Origin of the sequence: Polymorphospora sp. NPDC051019 (genome assembly GCF_040683055.1) — a bacterium.
Taxonomy (GTDB): Bacteria; Actinomycetota; Actinomycetes; order Mycobacteriales; family Micromonosporaceae; genus Polymorphospora; species Polymorphospora lycopeni.
In genome coordinates, this window is record NZ_JBFBCH010000001.1 from 606,487 (window position 1) to 627,285 (window position 20,799).

Below are 20,799 nucleotides of genomic sequence, written 5' to 3' on the forward strand. Positions count from 1 at the left end.
ATGGCGACCCCCGCCACTTAGCAAGCTCGGAGATGAACGCCATGCCCGACGGCCAGCGCGCCGACGCCCGGCGCAACTACGCGCGCATCCTCGCGGTGGCCGAGAAGGAAGTCGCCGCCCATGGCGCCGCCGCCTCCCTGGAGCAGATCGCCCGCACCGCGGGGGTCGGCTCGGCGACCGTACGTCGGCACTTCCCCACCCGCCGCGCACTGCTGGAGGCGGTATCCCGGAAAAGGATCGAGGCACTGAGCGTCCGCGCCCACGAACTGACCGGCAGGGGCGACAGCCGGGACGCGCTCCTGGAGTGGCTGGACGACGTCCTCACCTACTCCGTCTCGGTCCGCGGACTGGCGGCCGCGCTGGCCTACGACGACCCCGGATCCGACCCGGTGCAGGAGAACGCCTGTTCGGCGGCGCTGGAAGAGGCGGCGGGTCCCCTGCTGCACCGCGCCGCGCAGGACGGCGCGGTGGCGACGGGTGTCACCGTCGCGGACCTGATCACACTGATAGTCGGCATCGTCCTGGCCACGGAGCACCACCCCGACCCCGCCGCCCGGGCGGATCGACTGTTCCGGCTCGCCGTGACGGGACTGAGCCCAGCCCCGCACCGCCAAGCCCCGCACCGCCCGCGTTGATCAAGGACTTGTCGCCAAGATCCTGACCTGTTTCGCCCGACACATCCCCTTGATCAACGAGGCGCCGGACGGGGCGACGGCGGGCGGGGAGGTCAGCGCAGGGCGGTCGCCGCGCCGGCCCGTACGGCGGCGGTCAGCGTGGTGAGCACCGTCGACTCCAGCCGCCAGTACTGCCAGTAGAGCGGCACGTCCAGGTGGCGACCGGGGGTTAGGTCGACACACCGGCCGGCGGCGATGTCCTCGACGGCGATCCGCTCCGGCACCAGTCCCCAGCCCAGCCCGAGCCGGACCGCCTCCACGAACGCGGCGGCCGCCGGGACGTAGTGGATCGGCGGGTCGAGCGTGCGCTTGGTCAGCGTGCCGAGGAACCGGTGCTGGAGCCGGTCCTTGCGGTTCAGCACGATCATCGGCGCGGTCGCGAAGCCGGCGACCACGTCCGTACCTGCGAAGTGCGCCCGCCGCAACGCGGGCGCGGCCATCGCGAGGTAGCGCATCGCGCCCAGCCGCTCGACCCGGCAGCCCTGCACCGGCACCTGCTGGGCGGTCACCGCCGCCATCGCCGTGCCGGCGCGCAGGATGTCGGCGGTGTGGTCCTGGTCGTCCTGGTGGATGTCGAAGGCGAGCCCGCCCTCGGCCGTCAGCCCGGCCAGGGCCGGCAGGAACCAGGTCGCCAGCGAGTCGGCGTTCACCACGACGGCGACCCGGGTGCGGGTGCGGCCACCGGCGACCGGTCCGCGCGCGGCGTCGAGGGCTTCCCGTTCGAGCAGGGCGGTCTGGCCGGCGAGCCGGACCAGTGCGGTGCCCGCCTCGGTCGGCTCGCACGGCTTGCCGCGCCGGACCAGGACCTGCCCGACCGCCTGCTCCAACGCCTTGATCCGCTGACTGACCGCGGACGGGGTGACGTGCAGCGAGCGGGCGGCGGCCTCGAAGCTGCCCTCGTTGATCACCGCCTGGAAGGTGACGAGTTGGACCGGGTCGAGCGCCATGATTAGTGATTCTAATGCGGGTTGAAAATCTTTAGCTGGAGCAAAGTGGCGCCGGCTCCTAGCGTCGTCGGGGTGATCGCCTCGACCATCGCCGGATTCTCCGTAGCCGTCGCACTCATCATGGCCATCGGCGCGCAGAACGCGTTCGTGCTGCGGCAGGGGCTGCGCCGCGAATACGTACTGCCGGTGGTGTTCACCTGCGCCGTTTCGGACGCGGCCCTGATCGCCGCCGGCATCGCCGGCCTCGGCGCCGCGATCGCCGACCGGCCCGCCGTCCTCGCGGCCGTCCGCTACGGCGGTGTCGCGTTCCTGCTCGGCTACGCGGTGCTCGCGGCCCGCCGGGCGATCCGGCCCGGCGCGCTGACGCCGGCCGGGCGGCCGGCCGGCACGCTGCGCGCCACGCTGCTGACCTGCCTCGCCTTCACGTACCTCAACCCGCACGTGTACCTGGACACGGTGCTGCTGCTCGGCTCGATCTCCCGGCAGCACGCGTATCCGTGGTGGTTCGGCGGCGGTGCGATGCTGGCCAGCGTGGTCTGGTTCGCCGCCCTCGGCTTCGGGGCCGGCCGGCTCGCCGGGGTGCTGGCCCGACCGGCGGCGTGGCGCGTCGTCGACGGCGGTGTCGCCGTGCTGATGGTCGTGCTGGCGGTCACGCTGCTGCTCGGCTGAGCCTCCGGCGCCGGCTCAGGGAAACCGGCGGGGGCCGGGGCCCTCGCGGCCGAGCACGTCGCCGGGGTTGGACAGTGGGCAGGACCGCAGCGTCAGGCACCCGCAACCGATGCAGTCGGAGAACTGGTCACGCAACGCGGTCAGTTCGGCGATGCGACGGGTGAGGTCGTCGTGCCACTGCCGGGAGATGGCCGCCCAGTCCCGCTTGGTCGGCAGGCCCTGGTCGGGCAACTGGTCGAGGGCCTCCTTGATGCGCTCCAGCGACACCCCCACCCGCTGGGCGGCCCTGATGAAGGCGATGACGCGCAGCGTGTCGCGACGGTATTCGCGACGGTTACCCGCCGTCCGGCGGCTGCGGATGAGGCCGAGACTCTCGTAGTAGTGCAGCGCCGAGACGGCCACGCCGGCCCGGGCGGCGACCTGGCCGGGCCGCAGCCACACGAGGTCGGCGTCGAGTTGCGGCATCCTCTTCCCCGTTCGGTCACCCGACCCGTCGGCCCTTGCTCTGTCCCGACCGATCGGCCCTTGACGTCAAGTGCACTTGACGAAGTTGACTCTACATCAAGTGAACTTGACCAGGAGGGAAGCATTATGACCAGGTCGAATCCGGTAGGTACGCCGACGTCGGCGGACGGTCCCCGATGAACGCACCGACGATGCGGGCGGCGGCGTTCGACGAGTTCGGGGACGCGGACGTGCTGCGGACGCGCGAGCTGCCCCGCCCGCCGTACGGGCCGAAGGAGGTGCTGGTACGGGTCGCCGTCGCCGGGGTGCAGCCGGTGGACGTGGCCGTACGCTCCGGCGCCCTCCCGCCCTGGGCGGACATCACGTTCCCGCAGGTCGTCGGCAACGAGTTCGCCGGCACGGTCGAAGCCGTCGGCGCGGACGTGCGCGGCTTCGCGGTCGGCGACGAGGTCGCCGGATTCCGGGTGCTCGGCTGCTACGCGGAGTTCGTCGCCGTCCCGGCCACCCAGGTCGTACGCAAGCCCGCCGCCGTCGACTGGCGCACCGCGGGCACCCTGTCGGCGTCCGGCCAGACGGCGCACACCGCACTGGAGGCGCTGGCCGCGACGGCCGGCGAGACCCTGCTCGTGCACGGTGCCGCCGGTGGGGTCGGCACCATGCTCGTCCAGCTCGCCCGGGCCCGCGGACTGACCGTCGTCGGAACGGCCGGCGCGGCCAACCAGGAGTACGTCCGCTCGCTCGGCGCGATCCCGGTCCGCTACGGCGACGGCCAAATCGACCGTATCCGGGCGGCCACCCCCGGTGGGATCGACCTCGTGCTCGACGCGGCCGGGCACGGCAACCTGCGTACGGCGGTCGAACTCGTCGCCGACCGGAGCCGGATCGGCACCATCGCCGACTTCGACCTCGCCGGGGAACTCGGCTGCCGGCAGCTGCGCAGCGACCGGTCGGCCGCGCGGCTGACGGAACTGCTGGCCAGGTGCGCGGACGGCACGCTGCGGGTCACGATCCGCGCGGCGTACGAACTGGACCGGGCCGCCGACGCGCACCGCGACGTCGAGACCGGACACGGGTACGGGAAGGTGGCCCTGCTCGTGGGGAACCAGGTGCCGTGACCGCCGGCCGGTCCCCCGGCTGCCGGGATGCCTGACGGGTCACGGTTGCCGGCGCCGGCCGGCACCTGCGAGGCTGCCCGCATGGAACCGATGCGGCTGATCGAGCGGTCCCCCGGCAAGTACTCCCTGCTGCTCGACGCGGGAACCACCGCCGTCGACGACGTGATCGCCGAACTCGGCCACGAACCCAACGGATACTTCTGGGAGGGCGTCGCCCAGCTTCTCGTCAGCACCGAGGCTCCGGCGCTCGAAGGGCGTTTCTCGTACGACCCGGAGGGCGGCATGTTCTGCGCCTACGGCACGGATCGGGAGGCTCTGGAGGACCTGGCGAACCGGATGGCGGCGGTCGCCTCGGACGCCGGACGGATCCGGGAGCTGGTCGAGCTGGCGAAGGCGAACGGGTTCGAGTTCGACGACTGAGCCGGCCGGTGCCGGGGTCGACGGATGTCGTTCCGCCGACCCCGGGCCCGGGCTCAGAGCTGCCGCGCCGCCAGCGCCGTCCCCTCGATCCGGGCCCTGATCTTCGCCCAGGCCGTGTCCCGGGACGTCGAGACGTCGTCGCCGAAGGGCGCGAATCCACAGTCGTCGCAGGTGCCAAGCCGGTCCGGCGGGATGTGTTCGGCGGCCCGCAGCACCCGGTCGCGGACCAGTTCGGCGGCTTCCACCACCGGGTCGACCGGATCGGTCACCCCGACGAAGATCCGCTGGTCGGGTCGCGAGTGGGTGGCGATCGCCGCCAGCACCCGGTCGGGGTCCGGCTCGCTGGCGAGCTGCACGTAGAACGCGCCGGCGTGCAGCGCGAACAGGTGCGGCAGCAGTTCGGTGTAGTCGACGTCGAGGCTGTGCGTGGAGTCCTGGTCGCCACCGGGGCAGGTGTGCACCCCGATCCGGGCCCGTTCCTCGTCGCTGAAGCGGTCCAGGACCCGGTTGTTCAGCGCGACGAACGCGTCGAGCACGCCCTTGGAGGGGTCGAGCTTGATCGACAGCCGGCCTTCGGTGAAGTCCAGCTGCACCGAGTGCGCCCCGGCGTCGAACGCCGACCTGATGTCCGCCTCCGCCTCGTCGACGAGGTCGTCGAGGAACGCCTCCCGGTCGTATCCGTCGATGCCGCCGCCGGGATACAACAGGCTCAGCGCCGACGGCGCGATCACCGCCTGCTTGACCGGCACCGTGGCGTGCTTGCGCGCGGCCCGCAGGTATTGGCCGGAGCGGACGGCGTAGCGGAACGGGCCGGCGGTGAGCCGGGGCAGCTGGCGGGTGTGTCCGTCGGCGAACGGGATGACCGTCCCGTCGGGCGCCAGGTTGGGCAGGCCCTGCAACGGGTAGGTGGCGAAACTTGGTTTGGACTGTTCGCCGTCGGTGACCACGGGCGAGCCGAGTGCCTCGAGGCGGGCGATGGTGTCGCGTACGGCGTCGTCGTAGAGGGCGTCGAGGGCGGCCGTGTCGATCCGGCCGGCGGCGTGGTCGGCGATGCCGGCGATCAGCCGCTGCGGTCGTGGGATGCTTCCGATGGATTCCGTCGGGAGAATCATGCATGAACGCTAATGCGAGCCCGGACATTCCACAATAGGCAGTCGTGACGCGCACCCGTTCGGTGGCAACCGATTCCGGATCCGCGGCGCTTGACCAGGGTCGGCGACCGGCGCCTACCCGCGCGGACCGGGCTACCGCCGGGAGGCCAGGGCCCGCAACAGGAACAGGGTGTTCGCCGGCCGCTCGGCCAGCCGGCGGGTGAAGTAGCCGTACCACTGCGGCCCGAAGGGCAGGTAGACGCGTACGCCGTGGCCGGCGGCGGCCAGCCGGCGCTGCTCGCCGTCACGCACGCCACGCAGCATCTGGTACTCGAAGTCGCCGGCTCCCCGACCGGTCCGTCGGGCCAGCTCGGCGGCGATCGCGACCAGCCGTGGATCGTGGGTCGCCACCAGCGGATGTCCGGCGCCGGCGAAGAGGGTCCGCAGGCACCGTACGTAGGCCAGGTCGACGTCGGTCCGCCGGTGCAGCGCCACCGCGGCCGGCTCCCGGTAGGCGCCCTTCACCAGCCGGACCCGCGAGCCGGCGTACGCCAGGTCGGCGCAGTCGGCGGGGCTGCGCCGCAGCGCGGCCTGGATCGCGACACCGACCCACGGGAAGTCCCGCCGCAAGGCCCGCGTGATCTCCAGCGTGCTGTCGGTGGTGGTGTGGTCCTCCATGTCGAGTGTCACCAGCACGCCCGCCCGGTCGGCGGCGGCGCAGATCAGCCGGGCGTGGTCCAGGGCGCGGGCCGGGCCGTCCGCGCCGTCGAGCAGCCCGAGGGCCGACAGCTTGACCGACAGTTCGCTGCCGGGGCCGGCCAGCCCGCTGTCGGCCAGCCGCCCGGCGAGCGCGACGAAGTCGTCGCGGGTCTGCCCGGCCCGGCCCGGATCGGTGACGTATTCGCCGAGCTGGTTGAACGTCACCCGGAGCCCCGCGGCGACCAGCGTCGCGGCGGCCGCGAGCGCGTCCGCCGTCGTCTCGCCGGCGACGAACCGGGCCACGACGGCGCGGGTCGCCGGCACGGCCTGGACGGCCGCCTTGACCCGGTCCTGGCTGGCGGCGGCGATCAGGGTAGGGCGCAGCACGGTGTTCCCTTCCCGGTCAGTGCACCGAGGTCCGCAGGTGGTGCGGGCTACAGACCTCCTCGTCGATCTCGGCGGGTGGCGTCTCGTGCGGCGCGGTGATGTCGGCGCGCAACGCGTCGAGGTCGAGGAGCCGACCGCGCAACACCACGGCGTCGATCGCGCGGACGGCGGCGATGTCCGCCAGCGGGTCGGCGCCGAGCAGGACGAGGTTCGCGTCCTTGCCCTCGGTGACGGTGCCGAACCGGTCGGCCAGGTCGAAGGCACGGGCGGCGTCGATGGTCGCCATCCGCAGCACCCGGGCCGGTGCGAGGCCCTGCTCGGCGTAGATCGCCAGCTCGCGGTGCAGCGCGTCGCCGGGGAACGTGTACCAGGTGCCCGCGTCGGAGCCGGCGACGACGGTGACGCCCGCGTCGAGCAGCGGCACCAGGTTGGCGCACGCCTCTTCGTAGGCGCGCGCGTAGTCGTCGATCTGGTCCTTGATCTCGTAGATCGACCGGTGCTGGCGCTGGTACTGCGCGACGCTGTCCGGCGGGGCGGCGGGTGGCAGCGAGATCCGCCAGCGGGGCAGCGACCGCGACTCGTACGAGGCGAGGGTGGGGATCAGGATGGTGCCGGCGTCCGCCATCCGGGCCAGCAGCTCGGGCGGCATCGGGTCGATGACGCCGTGCCCGATGATGTCCGCCCCGCAGTCGACGGCCACCGAGGCGTCGTCGACCGTCGCGATGTGCACCGCCGCCCGGTATCCGCGCCGGTGTGCCTCGTCGATGAGCGCGGCCAGCAGGTCCGGGCTGAGGTTCGGCAGCGTGCCGAAGACGTCGTCGTAGACGATCTTCACGAAATCGGGGTTGGCCGCCGTGATCCGGTCGATCTGCTCGCGTACGTCGTCCATGGTGACCACGACGCTCGCCGCGTCGCCGACCGAGCAGCTGCAGAAGCCACCGGGGGCGTTCAGGCAGCCGTACGAGGTGAGCAGCCACGGCCCGAGGAAGCGGCCCTCGTTCACGTCGTCGCGTACCCGGTCGGCGGCCGAGCCCGGGAAGTGGCCGCCGGCGGTGAAGAAGTCGACGGCCTGGGTCACGCCGTGCACGAGCATCTGCTTGAGGGTGCGGCGGAAGTCGGACTCGACGCCGAGGAAGCCGTTGAAGGCGATGTGCACGTGGCAGTCGAACAGGCCGGGGATCAGGTAGCGGCCGGCGCCGTCGACGACCCGCGCCGACGCCGGTGGCGGGTCGTCCGCGGCGGTCGGCTCGATCCGGGTGATCCGCCCGCCGGCCACCCACACGTCGCGGGCCGGCCGGTGGGCGCCGGCCTCGACGTCGACCACGGTGACGTCGCGTACGACCAGGTCGGGGGCGTCGTCGTACGCCGGGGCGGTCATCGGGCCGCCGCCCGCGCCGGGTCCTGCTCGTGCAGGTAGGCGTAGATCGCCTGGGCCATCCGGAAGTCGTCCTCGGTGTCGATGTCCACCGGCTGGTTGGCCGCGTGGAACCAGTACGGGTTCGCGCCGATCGGGCCGAGCGTGGTGGCGGTGGAGCGGCGCAGGATCGAGAGGGTGAATCCGAGCTGGTAGTGCATCGGCAGGGTCTGCGACGGCCGGTGCCAGGGGCCGAAGCCGAAGCCCATCGGCCGGTGGTCGTGGTCGAGCAGGTACATCTGGCGGGGGTAGACCACGACCAGGGCGTCGTTGTGGTCGCGGGCCTCCCGCCACCGGGCCAGGCATTCGGCGTACTGGTCGAAGAGCGGATCGGTGACGTGACACCACATGATGTCGTCGTCGCCGGGGGTGTCCCGGCAGATCTGGCTCACCACGGACGCGTACGGCGTCTCGTTGCGGGCCAGCTCCGGTGCCCGGGACAGGAAGTTGATGCCGAGCCGCTCGGCGTGCGCGGCGCAGGCGGGCTCCTCGCTGCTGACGTAGATCTGTTCGGCCGGCAGCACGGTCAGCAGTTGGCCGACCTTGATGTCGAGCAGGGAACGGGTGCCGTGGAAGGGACGGAAGTTCTTGTCCGGCACCCGGGTCGAGGACGCCTTGGCCGGGATCACGGCCTTGATCGTGGGGGTCACGGGGTCGCCTCCGCCGTCACGGCTTCGGCACCGGCCGCCGCCTCGGTGATGATCCGCCGGTAGGACTCGGCGTAGCGGCAGCCGGCCACCTGCCCGTTGCCGCTGAGCCGGTTGACCACCCAGGCCAGCGCCGCCGTCGGGTCGACGTCGTCGGCGAACTGGCTCTTGTGCCGCTGGATGGCCTCGATCTTGCGGGTCAGGTACGGCGACACGTCGACGTAGAAGTCGGTGTGCTCGTGCCCCGGTATCCACACCTCCTGGACCCGGTGCGGGGTCAGCCCCTCGCTCAGCAGCTCCGGGTATGCGCGCGGGTTGCGGGCGTCCGGGTAGACGGCCGCGAGGGCGGCCTCGCCGGTGGCCAGGTGGTCGGGGTGCGACGCGCCGATCGGGAAGACCAGGGAACGCAGCGGCTGGTGGGTCAGCACCAGTTCGGGCCGGTGGCGGCGGATCTCGCGGGTGAGCGCGCGGCGCAGCGGGACGTCCGGGGTGAGCGATCCGTCCCGCAGCCCCAGGAAGACGACCTCGGTGGCGCCGAGCAGGTCGGCGGCGTCCTGCTGCTCGGCGTAGCGGCGCCGGGTCAGGTCGGCGTCGGACACCGACGGGTCCTCCCCGCCCTGCGAGCCGTCCGTGCAGACGACGTAGACCACCTCGGTGCCCGCGTCGGCGAGCCGGGCGACGGTGCCGCCGAAGCTGTATTCGGCGTCGTCCGGATGCGCGGTGATGACCATGGCGCGACCGAAGTCGCGGGGCAGTGGTAGCAGGATCGTCTCCTTTCGCCGCGGGTGGCTGCCGCGACCCGCTTCCCTTGCGCGTACGACGGCCGGACCGCTCAGCCGACCCGGGTGTCGGACCGGCCCGCCCGGGCCAGGCGGACGAGGTCGTCGATGCTGCCGTCGGTGAGCAGGTCGCCGAGTTCGACGGTGAGGTCGACGTCGCTGAGGCGGGTGGTGAGCGCCAGCGCGAGCGCCGACGTGCCGCCCGCGTCGAGGAACGACAGCCCGGGATCGGGGTCGGCCACCTGCATCACCTCGCCCCAGATCCGCGCGATCCGCTCGTGCAGCGGGTCGCCGGCCACGGTGGCGACCGGGGCGGTGGCGACCGGCGCCGGGGCGGCGTCGGTCAGGTCGTTGCGGACCTGCCGCCGGTCGACCTTGCCGGGCCCGAGGGTGGGAATCCTGGGTACGACCACGACGCGCCGCGGCACGAGGTGGACCGGCGCGTTGTCCCGTACGTGGCGCACCAGGTCCGCCGGCCGCGCCGTGGCACCGGGTCGGAGCACCACCGCGGCGGCCGGCACGGCGCCGAGGATCTCGTCGGGCAGCCCGGTGGCGCAGACGTCGCTCACGTCCGGGTGGCTGGCCAGGATCTTCTCGACGTCGCCGGGGAAGACGTTCTCGCCGCCGCAGACGAACATGTCGTCCATCCGGCCGACGAAGTGGTACCAGCCCTCGTCGTCCACCCGGAAGATGTCGCGGGTGCGCAGCCAGCCGTCGACGTAACGCTCACGCGTGGTGACCTCGTCGAGGATGGTGCCCGCGGAGATGAGATCGCTTTTGATCCACAGTTCGCCCTCCGTGGTCTGCCGGCCCGACTCGTCGAGCAGGCGGGCCTCCACGCCGGCCCATGGCCGGCCGCAACTGTCCGGCGCCTGCTTCTCGCCGGGGGGCTGGCCGAGGCAGGGCGCGCATTCGGTGAGGGCGTAGATGTTCAGGATCTCGGCGGTCGGCACGGCCGCCCGGAGCCGGTCCAGCATGCCGGGCGTGGAGGGGCCGCTGCCCACCCGGATCGAGCGCAGCGCGCTGAGGTCCAGGGCCCGCAGCAGGTCCCGCTCGCGCAGCAGGGCGGCGGCCTGCGACGGGGTGAAGACGACCGTGGCGCAGCGGTGCAGGGCGAGCTTGACGAGGATCTTCGCCGGGTGGAAGGAGTCGGCGACCACGCCCGTCCAGCCGCGCAGCAGTCCCAGCATGACACCGGCGTTCAGGCCGGAGGTGTGGTAGAGCGACGTGGCGACCAGGTAGCGGCCCTCGGCCTCGGTGGCCGCCCCCGCCGACGCGGTGTATCCGCCGCTGCGGTAGCGGGTCAGCAGCCGGAAGTGCTCGTGCGTCTTGAAGATCATCTTGGGCCGGCCGGTGCTGCCCGAGGTCAGGAACGCGACCGCCGGAAACCGGTCCGGGACCTCCACCGGCAGGTCGGCCACGGGGGCGGCGAGCAGTTCGGCGAAACCGCGCGGCCCGGGACCGCCGATGGTGAAGGTGCGCGCCGGCAGCCGGCGCACCGCCGCCGTGGTGACACCGCCGTCGCCGCCGTCGACCACCGCGGCCAGACAGCCGGCGTCGGCCAGGATCGCCTCCGCGGCCGGCGCGGGCAGCCCGGGGTCACACAGCACGGCGGTGAGTCCGGCCCGGACGGTCCCGTAGATCGCCTGCAACAGCTCGGGCCCGGGCCGGGCCGAGATCAGCACCCGGTCCCCCGGAGCCAGCCCGTCCGCCAGGAGCCCGGACGCCACCCGGTGCACGTCGGCGTCGAACTCGGCGTAGGTCACCACCCTGTCGTCGCCGTCGCCGACGAAGACGAACGCGGCCCGGTCGGGCGCCGCCTCGACGTGGTCACGGAAGAGGAGCACACCGTTCGTCTGCAATCTCACTCCCCTGGTGACGCCGCCGGGCGCCGGTGATCCTATCGCAATCTTCGATACCTTCGGGCCGCCGCCAAACTGCCGGCCGCAAGCCTTACCGGTCAACCCTTTCGGCCGCCTGTCAATCGACAGCGATGGAATATCAATGACGATTCGGAACCCCGAGCTGACCGATCGACCATTGACATCCGTCGTGCGCTGGCGGCCCGCTCATCCACCATGGACCGCGTCGATGCGATGTGCAACACTGCACGCCATGCCAGCCTCTCCGGATCGGACGGACAGTGCCGGGTCCGCCGGATCGCACCACGGATCAGCGGCGGTCGTCGTGACGACCGTGCCGTCTCCGGCGGCGACCACCACGGGCGTCCGGTGCGGGTAGCCGAGCACATCGTCCGCAAGCTGGTCGAGGAGGGCGTGGAAGTCCTCTTCACGGTGCCCGGCGAGCAGATGGACGCCCTCTTCGGCGCCTTGGCGGACACCGACATCCGGGTCATCCACACCCGACACGAGCAGGGCGCCGCCTTCATGGCATACGGCTACGCCCGCTCCACCCGCAAGATCGGCGTCTACACCGTCATCTCCGGCCCCGGCGTGCTCAACTCCACGGCCGCGCTCGCCACCGCATACGCCGGCGACGCCCGCATCCTCTGCCTCGCCAGCGAGATCCCCTCGCCGCTGCTCGGCCGTGGCTACGGCGTACCGCACGAGGTCCCCGACCAGCTCGGGATCCTGCGCCGGCTGACCGGCTGGGCCGAACGCGTCGGCACACCGGATCAGATCGACGCCGTACTCGGCGAGGCGTTCCACCGGCTGCGGTGGACCCGGCCGCGCCCGGTGGCGGTCGAGGTGCCGACCGACGTGTGGGGGGCCGAGGCCGGCGACCCGCACCGCTGGACCGGGCCGGCCGTCGACCAGCATCCGGACGCCGCCGCCGTCGAGGCCGCCGCCGCGCTGCTCGCCTCCGCGAAGGCCCCGCTCATCATGGTCGGCAGCGGGGCGCGTGGGGCCGCCGCCGAGATCCAGCGGCTGGCCGAGCGGCTGCGGTGCCCGGTGACGGCGGACATGGGCGGCCGGGGCATCGTCGGCGACCGCCACGAACTGTCGGTGACGCTTCCGGTGGCCCACCGGCTCTGGGCCGAGACCGACGTCGTCCTGGGCATCGGCACACGGCTGATGCGCCCGCAGGTCGAGTGGGGGTTGGACGACAACCTGCAGATCATCCGGGTCGACCTCGACCCGACCGAGATCGACCGGGTACGCCCGCCCGCGGTCCCGCTCGTCGCCGACGCGACCCTCGCGGTGCGGGCCCTGCTCGACCGGGTCGACGACGCGCCGCAGCGGGAGGACTGGCTGGCCCGGGTGAAGCGGGCCCGTGACGACGTCGAGGCCGAGGCCGCGCGGCTGGTGCCCCAGGTCGACTTCCTGCGGGCGATGCGGGCCGTGCTGCCGGACGACGGCTTCTTCGTCGACGAGCTCACCCAGGTCGGCTACGTCTCCCGGTTCGCCTTCCCGATCTACGCGCACTCGACGTACGTGCCGGTCACCTACCAGGGCGCGCTGGGGTCCGGCTTCGCCACCGCGCTCGGGGTCCAGGCCGCGAATCCGGGGCGGCCGGTCCTGTCGATCTCCGGCGACGGCGGCTTCCTCTACACCGCCGTCGAACTGTCGACCGCCGTGCAGCAGCGGCTGCCGGTCGTCGCGGTCGTCTTCAACGACCGCTCGTACGCCAACGTGAGCCGCTCGCAGCTGCGCAGTCTCGGCGCGACGGTCGGCACCGACCTGCACAACCCCGACTTTCCCGCGTTCGCGAAGGCGTTCGGCGCGTACGGCGTCCGGGCGACCACGCCCGACGAGCTGGCGGCCGAGATCTCCGCGGCGTTCGGCCGGCCGGACGCGCCGACGGTGATCGAGGTGCCGGTCGGCGAGATGCCGAGCCCGTGGCCGCTGATCCGCCTGCCGCGGGTCAGGTGAACGCCGATCCCGCACCGGCCGGGAGGCCGTCCGTCCCACGCCGCTTCCGAGGAGTCGACATGGCCCAGGCCACGCCACACACGTTGCCGTTCCGCCCGGCGTTGGCGCACATGCGCAGCCAGCGGATCGTCGAGGTCGCCAAGGTCACCAGCAGCCACCCGGGCGCGATCAGCCTCTGCTTCGGTGAGACGGACCTGCCGACCGCGACGGTCGTACGGGAGGCGGCCGAGCAGGCCATGCGGGAGGGCAAGACCACCTACGCCGACCGGCGCGGCATCGCGCCGCTGCGGGCGGCGATCCAGGAATACCACCACCGCACCCACGGCCTCGACATCGACCTGGACCGGATCTCGGCGACCTCGTCGGGCATGACCTCGATCATGATCGCCCTGCAGTGCCTCGTGGAGCCGGGCGACAACGTCGTGGTGGTCGCGCCGATCTGGCCCAACATCGTCATCGCGATCGAGGCACTGGGGGCCGAGGTCCGCTTCGTCCAGCTCGACGCCGAGCAGGACCGGTGGTCGCTCGACCTGTCCGCCGTCGACGCCTCCTGCGACGAGCGGACCCGGGCGATCTTCGTCGCCTCGCCGGGCAACCCGACCGGCTGGACGATGACCTCCGACGAGCAGCGGGAACTGCTCGACCTGGCCCGGCAGCACAACACGTGGATCATCTCGGACGAGGTCTACAACCGCCTGGTGTACGACGGCTCGTTCGCCGCCCCCTCCTTCCTCGAGGTGGCCCGCGACGACGACGCCGTATTCGTGGTGCAGAGCTTCTCGAAGACGTGGGCGATGACCGGCTGGCGGCTGGGCTGGCTGGTGCATCCGGCGGCACTCGCCCACCAGGTCGGCAACCTGAGCGCGATCAACAGCACCGGGTCGGCCACGTTCGTGCAGCACGCCGGCGTCGCCGCGATCCGGCAGGGCGAACCGTTCGTCGGCGAGCTGATGGCCCGCTGCCTGGACGGCCGGAACATGGTCGACGACGCCCTCGGCCGGATCGCGCGGGTCTCGGCGCCGCCGGTGCCCGCGTCCTTCTACGCCTTCTTCCGGATCGACGGGGTCGAGGACGATCTCGCGTACGCCAAGGACCTGGTGGCCCGGGCCGGCGTCGGCCTGGCGCCGGGCTCGGCGTTCGGTCCCGGCAACGAGGGCTGGTTCCGGATCTGCTTCGCGCAGGATCCGCAACGGCTGGCCACCGCACTCGACCGGCTCGTCGCCGCCATCTGACACCGGCGCGGACCGCGCCCGGGCGCCACCACCCGGTGGCGCCCGGTGCGAGGGATCGCTAGGCCGCGGCGAGCTGGGCGGTCAGCTCGTCCAGCGTCGCGGCCAGCCCGGCCGACACGCGGGTCAGCGGCAGCCGGCACTCCGGGGAACGCAGCAGGCCCTGCCGCCACAGGCAGTACTTCAGCGGCATCGGGTTGGACTCGCCGAACAACGACGGGATCATCGGGCTGATGGTGCCCCAGGCGGTCCGGGCCCGGACCAGCTCCTGCTTCGCGATGGCGTCGGCGACCTCGACGAACGTCCGGGTCGCCAGGTGCGAGGAGGCGAGGATGCCGCCGGCGGCACCGTTGGCGAGGCTGGTGAAGAACATCGGGTCCTCGCCGGTGAGGACCGACAGTTCCGACGGCGCCCGGTGCAGCAGGTCGAGGCTCTGCATGAGGTTGCCGGTGGAGTCCTTGACCGCGCGTACGTTGGGCGCGGCCGCCACGATCTCGAACAGCGCGTCGTTGGAGAGGTTGACCCCGGTCCGGTACGGGACGTTGTAGACGATGACCGGCCGTTCGGTCTCACCGGCGACCGCCCGGTAGTGCTCGACGAGGCCGTCCGCCGGGGGCCGGTTGTAGTACGGCGTGACGACCAGGTATCCGGCGACGTCCAGCGACTCGTACGAGGCGATGCCGGCGGCGACGTGCCGGGTCGAGTTCCCGCCGACACCGACGTACACCGGGAGGGCGCCCGCCACCGCCTGGATGGTCTCGACCACCACCGCCCGCTGCTCGTCGGGCTCGACGGTCGGGCTCTCGCCGGTGGTGCCCATCATGATCAGACCGGCCAGCCCGAAGCCCGAGTAGTGATCGACCAGCCGCCGCAGCGACTCCAGGTCGACGGCACCGTCGTAGAACGGTGTCACCAGGGGCAGGTACACGCCTTCCAACTTGGTCATCAATCAACCTTCGCTCTTGATCCCGGTCGCCGGTCAGCCGACGACCTCAACGTCTATCAATGCCCACGAATTGGGTCCCGTTGCCGAGAGAGCGAGCCTGGCACCCGGCTCGAACGTGCCGGCCCTGGCGAACAGGGCGCAGTTTACCAACAGGTCGGCCGCGAAGCTGTGTCCGTGATCGGCCACCGGTCCCGGCACCAGTTGGGCCGCCGCGAACCCCGCGGCCCCGGCCAGGAACCGCTGCGACGAGAGCCGGTAGTTGTTGAACAGCGCGTGGGTGTAGTCGCGCGGGCCGAGGCCGGTCACCTCCTTCAGGCCGGCGGCGGCCGAGCGGCCGAGCAGGACCGTCCGGCGCTGCCCGGCGGGGCTGACGTCCGCGGTGCCGCCCTGCGCGTCGGTGCGTACGGCGACGCCGTGCACCCGCAGCGCCGGCCGGGCGGCGGGAGCCTCCCGGGTGGCGAGCACCGCGGCGGCGCCGTCGCTGAGCACCGACAGCGGGCCGGTCATCATCCGGCCCCGGCCGCTGGCCACCCGGTCGGCGGTGACGATCAGGGCCGAGCCGGTCGGGTGGCGGCTCAGCAGCGCGTCGGCGACCTGGACCAGCAGCCCGAGGTTGCCGCAGCCGTGCCCGGCCAGGTTGAGCACGACCGTGCCGGGTATGCCCAGCGCGACGGCCAACCGGGCGTTGGTGGACAGCGCGTCCTCGCTCTCCTGCGGTGTCTCGGTGGCGTAGAGGACGAAGTCGGGGCTGGCCCCGGCCGCCGCCAGGGTCTTCGCGCCGACGTCACACGCCATCTCCAGGGACGACGCGGTCGTCTCCCGGTAGTCGCGCAGGCCGTCCTGGCTCAGCCGCTCGTCGTCGCAGCCGGGTTCGCCGAGCCCCACGACGGGGCGCGGGTCGCCGTGGACGTACGAGATGGACGACAGATGGATGTCCGCCACGGACACCTCCTCTCCGGTTCCGGGCCACGCCCGGGCGGGCCAGCGGTCTCAGTCGCCGGCCGGGACGGGCTCGCGCCGCAGTTCGATACGCGACGCGGAGACGACCCGGCCGCCGGCCACCACGACCTCGGTCGGCACCGGGTGGCTGAGGAAGCCGAGCAGGCTGGCGCTCAGCCCGTACGCGCCCACGTTCGGGATGGCCAGGACGTCGCCCGGGGCGAGCCCCGGCAGGCCGAGCCCGTGGCCGAGCATGTCGAGCGGGGTGCACAGCGGCCCGGCCAGGTCGACCCCGGCGTCGTCGGCCTCCTTCGCCACGGCCTGGATCGGCTGGGCGGAGGTCGGCAGCAGCCGGCGCAGGCCGGACAGGCCGCCGAGGTGGTTGATGCCGGCATCGAGGACGGCGAACCGGCGCCCGTGGCTGTCCTTGACGTCGAGCACCGTGGTCAGCAGGGTGCCGGACGTCCCGACCAGGTGCCGCCCGGTCTCGACGGCGATCCGCGGGTCGCCGTCGCGCCACCCGGCGACCCGGTCGTCGAGTTCGGCGGTGAGGGCGGCGGCCAGCCCGGGGTAGCCGACCCGCTCCCCCGGCCGGGCGTACGGTGCGGCGAAGCCGCCGCCGATGTCCAGGACCTCCAGCGGCAGGCCCTTCTCCCGCAGCCAGGCGGCGGTGCGGATGCTGCCGCACAGCTCGGCGACGAGGGCCTCCTCGGTGGCCGCGTTGGTGATCGAGTAGAAGTGCGCGCCCCGGACGGTCACGGCGGGGCAGCGCGCCGCCGTGTCCAGCAGTGCCGGTACGTCGGCGAGGTCGACGCCGAACTGGCTGGCCGTGCCGGTCATCCGCAGTCCGGAGCCGCCGGCCGCGGACCCGTTGACCCGGACCAGGCAGTCGACCCGGACACCGTGCCCGGTGGCGGCGGTGTCGAGGCGGAGCAGGTCGGTGCGGGACTCGACGGAGAAGACCCGGACCCCCCGGTCGAGCGCGTACGCGAGGGCCCCGGGCGTCTTGCCCGGCCCGGTGTAGAGGCAGTCCGCCGGGTCGGCGCCGGCGGTGAGGGCGACGTCGACCTCGCCGGACGAGGTGATCTCGGGGTGGCAGCCCGCCGACACCAGGGCCGCCACCAGCGCCGGATGCGGGTTCGCCTTCAGCGAGTAGTAGACGCGGGTGCCGGTGGGCAGGCTGGCCGAGAGGTCCCCGAGCGCGCGGGTCACCTCGTCCAGGTCGTAGACGTAGGCCGGGGTGCCGAACCGGCGGGCGAGCGCCGCGTGGTCGGGTGCGGCGACCGTGGTCGGGGCCGCCGGGTGGCCGGCCCGGTCGCCGGCTCCGGTGGCGTCGGCCGGTCGTACGCCGTTCGGGGTCATGCCGGTAGCTCCTCGGTACGCCGCCGCAGGGCGGCCCGGTCGATCTTGCCGTTGCCGGTGACCGGCAGCCGGTCCACCAGGTGGCAGGAGTCGGGGCGGCGGGCCGGGTCGAGCCACTGCCCGAGCTGGCGCAGGACGTCGTCGGCGGTGACCGTGCCGGTGACGTAGACGTCGAGCCGGTCGCCGTCGGCGTCGTGCACCGCCGCGCACTGGCTGACGCCGGGGACCCGGCTGACCGCCGACTCGATCTCGATGAGGCTTACCCGCAGGCCGCGCCGCTTCACGATGTCGTCGCGCCGGCCGGTGAAGTAGAGGTGGCCGTCCGCGTCGAGGTAGCCGTAGTCGCCGGTGTGCAGCCGGCGTTCGCCGGTGCGGGGATCGGCCCGGAACCGGGCGGCGGTCAGTTCGGGCGCCCGCCAGTAGCCGGTCATCACGTGCGGGCCACGGACCACGATCTCGCCGACCTCGCCGGCCGGGGCCGGGGTTCCGGCCTCGGTCAGGATCTGCACCTGGGTGCCGGGCAGCGGCCGACCGACGGAGTTCGGGCGGGTCAGGTCGCCGTCGGGTTCGCCGATGGTGACCCGCTTGCACTCGGTGATGCCGAACATCAGGCAGATCCGCGCGTCCGGGTAGGCCCGCCGCAGCCGGTCGATGGTCTGCGCGGACATCGCCGCGCCGGTGTTGGTGAACAGCCGGACCGGGCTCGGCGCGGGTTGGGGTGCGCCGGGGCGTACGCGTTCGGCGAGCGCGGTGAGGGTGGCCGCGATCGAGGGCACCAGTGGCACCACCGTGGCTCCGGCGGCGCGGATCTGGCGGTCCAGGGTCAGGTCCGGCCCCGAGTCGCTGAAGACGACCGACGCGGTGCTGAGCGCCGCGAGGAACACCTGGTAGAGGCCGTAGTCGAAGGACAGCGGCAGCCGGACGAAGACGACGTCGTCGGCGCGGTAGCCGAGGCGTTCGGCGATGGCCAGCGTCGCGAAGTGGACCTGCGCGTGGCTCGACGTCACCGCCTTGGGCCGCGACGTGCTGCCCGAGGTGTAGATCATGAGGCAGAGGTCGGCGGGAATGGTGTCCGCTTCCGGCGCGTCGGCGACGGTGCCGGTGCCGTCCAGGCGCGTCCACAGTTCGGTGACGCCGACGGCGGCCCGGCCGCCGACGCTCGCCCAGCCGTCGGTGTCGCCGTCCTCCAGCACCACCACCGCCGGGTCGGCGTCGGCGACCAGGTCGGCGAGCAGGAACGGCTTGAGGTCGCGGTGCACCGGTACGGCGATCGCCCCGGCCCGCGCCGCGCCGAAGACCATGGCCACCTGCTCGCGGCGGTTCGCCGTACGCAGCAGCACCCGGTCGCCGGGCCGTACGCCCCGCTCGCGCAGCCAGTGGGCGAACCGCCGGCTGTGGTCGGCCAGTTCGGCGTACGACCAGCCGCCCCGCTCGTCGCGTACGGCGGGGGCGTCCGGGCGCCGCCGGGCGGCATCGTCCAGGATGGAGTGCAGCCGTACGCCCCAGGGTGCCCCGTCCCGCGTCGGCTCACCCATACTGCGCCATCAGTTCGGTCATCAGGTCGACGAAGTCCTGGTGGTGCTCGACCCGGGTCTGGTGCCCGCCGCGCAGGCAGTGGGTGCTCACGCTGCCGATCTCCTTGGCGTATTCCTCGACGTACTGCCACGGGGTCAGCAGGTCGGCGGAGGACCCCACCAGGTGGACCGGGCAGCGGTAGGTGTCCGGCCCGTCGCGGCCGAGCCGGAAGAAGTCCTCCAGCGCGCCGATCAGCGCGAGCACGGCTTCCGGGCGCCGGCCGTACTGGCCGGCGAACGCCTTCATGGTGACGTCGAAGTGCCGGGTGTGCCGGCAGACGAAGTCCGGGGAGAAGATCTGCAGCAGCACCGTCCGGACGAACAGGTCGGTCTCGCCCTTGGCGATCAGTTCGCTCCAGGTTGCCAGGCGGCGGAGCTGGTATTCGGCCAGCCGGTGCGAACCCACCCCGCCGAGGATGATCGCCCGGAAGTCGACACCCATCTCCAGGTGCAGGTAGCGGCAGACGTTGCCGCCGAAGGAGTAGCCGTGCACCACGCAGTCGGCGGGATCGACGCCGATGCTGTCGAGGTAGGCGGCGGTGTATCTCGCGTAGTGCGCGATCATGTTCATGTCCGGGTCGGTCGGCGACGAGCCCTGGTTGGGAAACTCGAAGGTCAGCGTCCGGCAGTGCCGGGCGAGCTGGGCGACCGTGGGATCCCAGCTGTCCCGGGACTGGAAGTGCCCGTTGATCAACAGCAGCGGGGTGCCCTGGCCGCGTTCCTGATGACGAAGGGTCGTCAGGTCCATCAGCCCGCCGCCCGCAGCCGGGCCACGACCGCCCACAGCCGCTCGGCGCTGGCGAACGTCTCGAAGTTCATCTCGCTGTCCGGGAACGAGATCCCGTAGACGGACTCCAGGTCGATCAGCAACCCCACCATCTCCAGCGAGTCGAGGCCCAGCTCGACCAGGCTCGCGTCCGGCGCCAGCGGGTCATCCGCGGCAAGCAGCTTCAGATGCTTGCGAAGCACCGTGATGAAGGTGTCGTCCCACGCCCGCTCCACCATCGATCTCCCTGCTCGCCCTGTCCCGCCCGGCCACCGACCGGGCGGTCGACCCTACGGCCCCGGTCCACCGGACGGCCCGCGCTTCACCCTACGGTCTGCGGTGATTGACATCGATCGGCTGGTTGACCAGGATCGTGATGCCACCCGGACCATTGCGGACCGCGACAAGCATGCCACAGTGGAATCGACGGGCGTGAACGGAATCGACGGGCGTTGACCGGCTCGACGGGGCGTCGACCCACGACGCCGGTCGGGCCCGGTCCAGCCAGCGAAGGAAGGCCCGCACGTGCAGACAACTGGGGATCCGGCGGCCCCGTCGACCACCGGCGCCGACCAGGGGGCCGAGCGGCCCGGCGACTGGCCGTCCGCGTTCGAGGAGGCGGTCCTCGCGATGCTGCCGGAGGTCCCGGGCGGCCACCGGATAGCGCCGGACACCGACCTCGCCGCGCTCGGCCTGGACAGCCTCGGCCGGACCGGGCTGGTGCTGCTCCTGCAGGACGAGTGGGACGTCGAGTTTCCCGACGAGGTCCTGATCGGCAAGAACTTCGAGACCCCGGCGACGCTGTGGGCGGCCGTCTCCCCGTTCCTTCCCGAGGGCCGCTGA

The 20,799-nt window shown here is 72.8% G+C and carries 21 protein-coding genes; 7 read left to right on the plus strand and 14 right to left on the minus strand.

Annotated features, from left to right (window positions below):
* The first annotated feature begins 32 nt into the window (after positions 1-32).
* Positions 33-635 carry a helix-turn-helix domain-containing protein gene (locus AB0M79_RS02670; RefSeq protein WP_364207103.1) on the plus strand — a complete coding sequence of 201 codons (603 nt, stop codon included), beginning with the start codon at positions 33-35 and terminating at the stop codon, positions 633-635.
* A 92-nt stretch (positions 636-727) separates the two neighbouring features.
* On the opposite strand, the gene AB0M79_RS02675 is transcribed toward AB0M79_RS02670, so the two are convergent.
* Positions 728-1,621: a LysR family transcriptional regulator ArgP gene (locus AB0M79_RS02675; RefSeq protein ID WP_364207105.1), complete on the minus strand. Its 894-nt coding sequence runs from the start codon at positions 1,619-1,621 to the stop codon at positions 728-730.
* 72 nt (positions 1,622-1,693) lie between these two features.
* Here AB0M79_RS02675 and AB0M79_RS02680 point away from each other — a divergent pair, with 72 nt between their 5' ends.
* Positions 1,694-2,290: a LysE family transporter gene (locus AB0M79_RS02680; RefSeq protein ID WP_364207107.1), complete on the plus strand. Its 597-nt coding sequence runs from the start codon at positions 1,694-1,696 to the stop codon at positions 2,288-2,290.
* Positions 2,291-2,305: 15 nt separating this feature from the next.
* Here AB0M79_RS02680 and soxR read toward each other — a convergent pair whose 3' ends face one another.
* Positions 2,306-2,755 (minus strand): redox-sensitive transcriptional activator SoxR, encoded by a 450-nt coding sequence (gene soxR, locus AB0M79_RS02685; protein ID WP_364207109.1) that lies wholly within the window; start codon positions 2,753-2,755, stop codon positions 2,306-2,308.
* 176 nt (positions 2,756-2,931) lie between these two features.
* Here soxR and AB0M79_RS02690 point away from each other — a divergent pair, with 176 nt between their 5' ends.
* Both AB0M79_RS02690 and AB0M79_RS02695 read left to right on the plus strand, forming a co-directional pair.
* Positions 2,932-3,870, plus strand: a complete 939-nt coding sequence (locus AB0M79_RS02690) for an NADP-dependent oxidoreductase (RefSeq protein ID WP_364207111.1) — start codon at positions 2,932-2,934, stop codon at positions 3,868-3,870.
* Positions 3,871-3,951: 81 nt separating this feature from the next.
* Positions 3,952-4,290, plus strand: coding sequence for an Imm51 family immunity protein (locus tag AB0M79_RS02695; protein ID WP_364207113.1), 339 nt, complete (start codon positions 3,952-3,954; stop codon positions 4,288-4,290).
* Positions 4,291-4,343: 53 nt separating this feature from the next.
* Here the strand turns inward: AB0M79_RS02695 and AB0M79_RS02700 are convergent, their stop codons facing one another.
* From AB0M79_RS02700 to AB0M79_RS02725, 6 genes are all read right to left on the minus strand, one after another.
* Positions 4,344-5,402, minus strand: coding sequence for a cobalamin-independent methionine synthase II family protein (locus AB0M79_RS02700; RefSeq protein WP_364207115.1), 1,059 nt, complete (start codon positions 5,400-5,402; stop codon positions 4,344-4,346).
* A 132-nt stretch (positions 5,403-5,534) separates the two neighbouring features.
* Positions 5,535-6,467 (minus strand): proline dehydrogenase family protein, encoded by a 933-nt coding sequence (locus AB0M79_RS02705; protein ID WP_364207117.1) that lies wholly within the window; start codon positions 6,465-6,467, stop codon positions 5,535-5,537.
* Positions 6,468-6,483: 16 nt separating this feature from the next.
* Positions 6,484-7,845: an amidohydrolase family protein gene (locus AB0M79_RS02710; protein ID WP_364207119.1), complete on the minus strand. Its 1,362-nt coding sequence runs from the start codon at positions 7,843-7,845 to the stop codon at positions 6,484-6,486.
* Positions 7,842-8,531, minus strand: a complete 690-nt coding sequence (locus AB0M79_RS02715; RefSeq protein WP_364207121.1) for a hypothetical protein — start codon at positions 8,529-8,531, stop codon at positions 7,842-7,844. The genes AB0M79_RS02710 and AB0M79_RS02715 overlap by 4 nt, the downstream gene beginning before the upstream one ends.
* Positions 8,528-9,259 (minus strand): PIG-L deacetylase family protein, encoded by a 732-nt coding sequence (locus AB0M79_RS02720; RefSeq protein ID WP_364207123.1) that lies wholly within the window; start codon positions 9,257-9,259, stop codon positions 8,528-8,530. Before AB0M79_RS02720 ends, AB0M79_RS02715 begins: the two co-directional genes overlap by 4 nt.
* A 101-nt stretch (positions 9,260-9,360) precedes the next feature.
* Positions 9,361-11,169, minus strand: a complete 1,809-nt coding sequence (locus AB0M79_RS02725; protein WP_364207125.1) for a class I adenylate-forming enzyme family protein — start codon at positions 11,167-11,169, stop codon at positions 9,361-9,363.
* 369 nt (positions 11,170-11,538) lie between these two features.
* Here AB0M79_RS02725 and AB0M79_RS02730 point away from each other — a divergent pair, with 369 nt between their 5' ends.
* Both AB0M79_RS02730 and AB0M79_RS02735 read left to right on the plus strand, forming a co-directional pair.
* Entirely contained in the window at positions 11,539-13,140 is a 1,602-nt protein-coding gene (locus AB0M79_RS02730; protein WP_364207127.1) for a thiamine pyrophosphate-dependent enzyme, read from the plus strand.
* A gap of 59 nt (positions 13,141-13,199) precedes the next feature.
* The gene (locus AB0M79_RS02735) at positions 13,200-14,372 is read left to right on the plus strand and encodes a pyridoxal phosphate-dependent aminotransferase (protein WP_364207129.1); all 1,173 of its coding nucleotides are present in this window, start codon (positions 13,200-13,202) and stop codon (positions 14,370-14,372) included.
* Between the two features lie 58 nt (positions 14,373-14,430).
* Here AB0M79_RS02735 and dapA read toward each other — a convergent pair whose 3' ends face one another.
* From dapA to AB0M79_RS02765, 6 genes are read right to left on the minus strand one after another with little or no spacing between them, the layout of a single operon-like run.
* A complete protein-coding gene (gene dapA / locus AB0M79_RS02740; protein ID WP_357537081.1) occupies positions 14,431-15,315 on the minus strand; it encodes a 4-hydroxy-tetrahydrodipicolinate synthase in 885 nt (294 codons plus the stop codon).
* A gap of 33 nt (positions 15,316-15,348) precedes the next feature.
* Positions 15,349-16,257, minus strand: a complete 909-nt coding sequence (locus AB0M79_RS02745; protein ID WP_364207132.1) for a hypothetical protein — start codon at positions 16,255-16,257, stop codon at positions 15,349-15,351.
* Positions 16,258-16,305: 48 nt separating this feature from the next.
* Positions 16,306-17,616 carry a type III PLP-dependent enzyme gene (locus AB0M79_RS02750; RefSeq protein WP_364207134.1) on the minus strand — a complete coding sequence of 437 codons (1,311 nt, stop codon included), beginning with the start codon at positions 17,614-17,616 and terminating at the stop codon, positions 16,306-16,308.
* The gene (locus tag AB0M79_RS02755; protein WP_364207136.1) at positions 17,613-19,151 is read right to left on the minus strand and encodes a class I adenylate-forming enzyme family protein; all 1,539 of its coding nucleotides are present in this window, start codon (positions 19,149-19,151) and stop codon (positions 17,613-17,615) included. The genes AB0M79_RS02750 and AB0M79_RS02755 overlap by 4 nt, the downstream gene beginning before the upstream one ends.
* Positions 19,144-19,938 carry an alpha/beta hydrolase gene (locus AB0M79_RS02760; protein ID WP_364207138.1) on the minus strand — a complete coding sequence of 265 codons (795 nt, stop codon included), beginning with the start codon at positions 19,936-19,938 and terminating at the stop codon, positions 19,144-19,146. Before AB0M79_RS02760 ends, AB0M79_RS02755 begins: the two co-directional genes overlap by 8 nt.
* The gene (locus AB0M79_RS02765) at positions 19,938-20,195 is read right to left on the minus strand and encodes a phosphopantetheine-binding protein (protein ID WP_357537071.1); all 258 of its coding nucleotides are present in this window, start codon (positions 20,193-20,195) and stop codon (positions 19,938-19,940) included. Before AB0M79_RS02765 ends, AB0M79_RS02760 begins: the two co-directional genes overlap by 1 nt.
* Before the next feature lie 286 nt (positions 20,196-20,481).
* Here AB0M79_RS02765 and AB0M79_RS02770 point away from each other — a divergent pair, with 286 nt between their 5' ends.
* Complete coding sequence (locus tag AB0M79_RS02770; protein ID WP_364207140.1) at positions 20,482-20,799, plus strand: phosphopantetheine-binding protein; 318 nt, start codon at positions 20,482-20,484, stop codon at positions 20,797-20,799.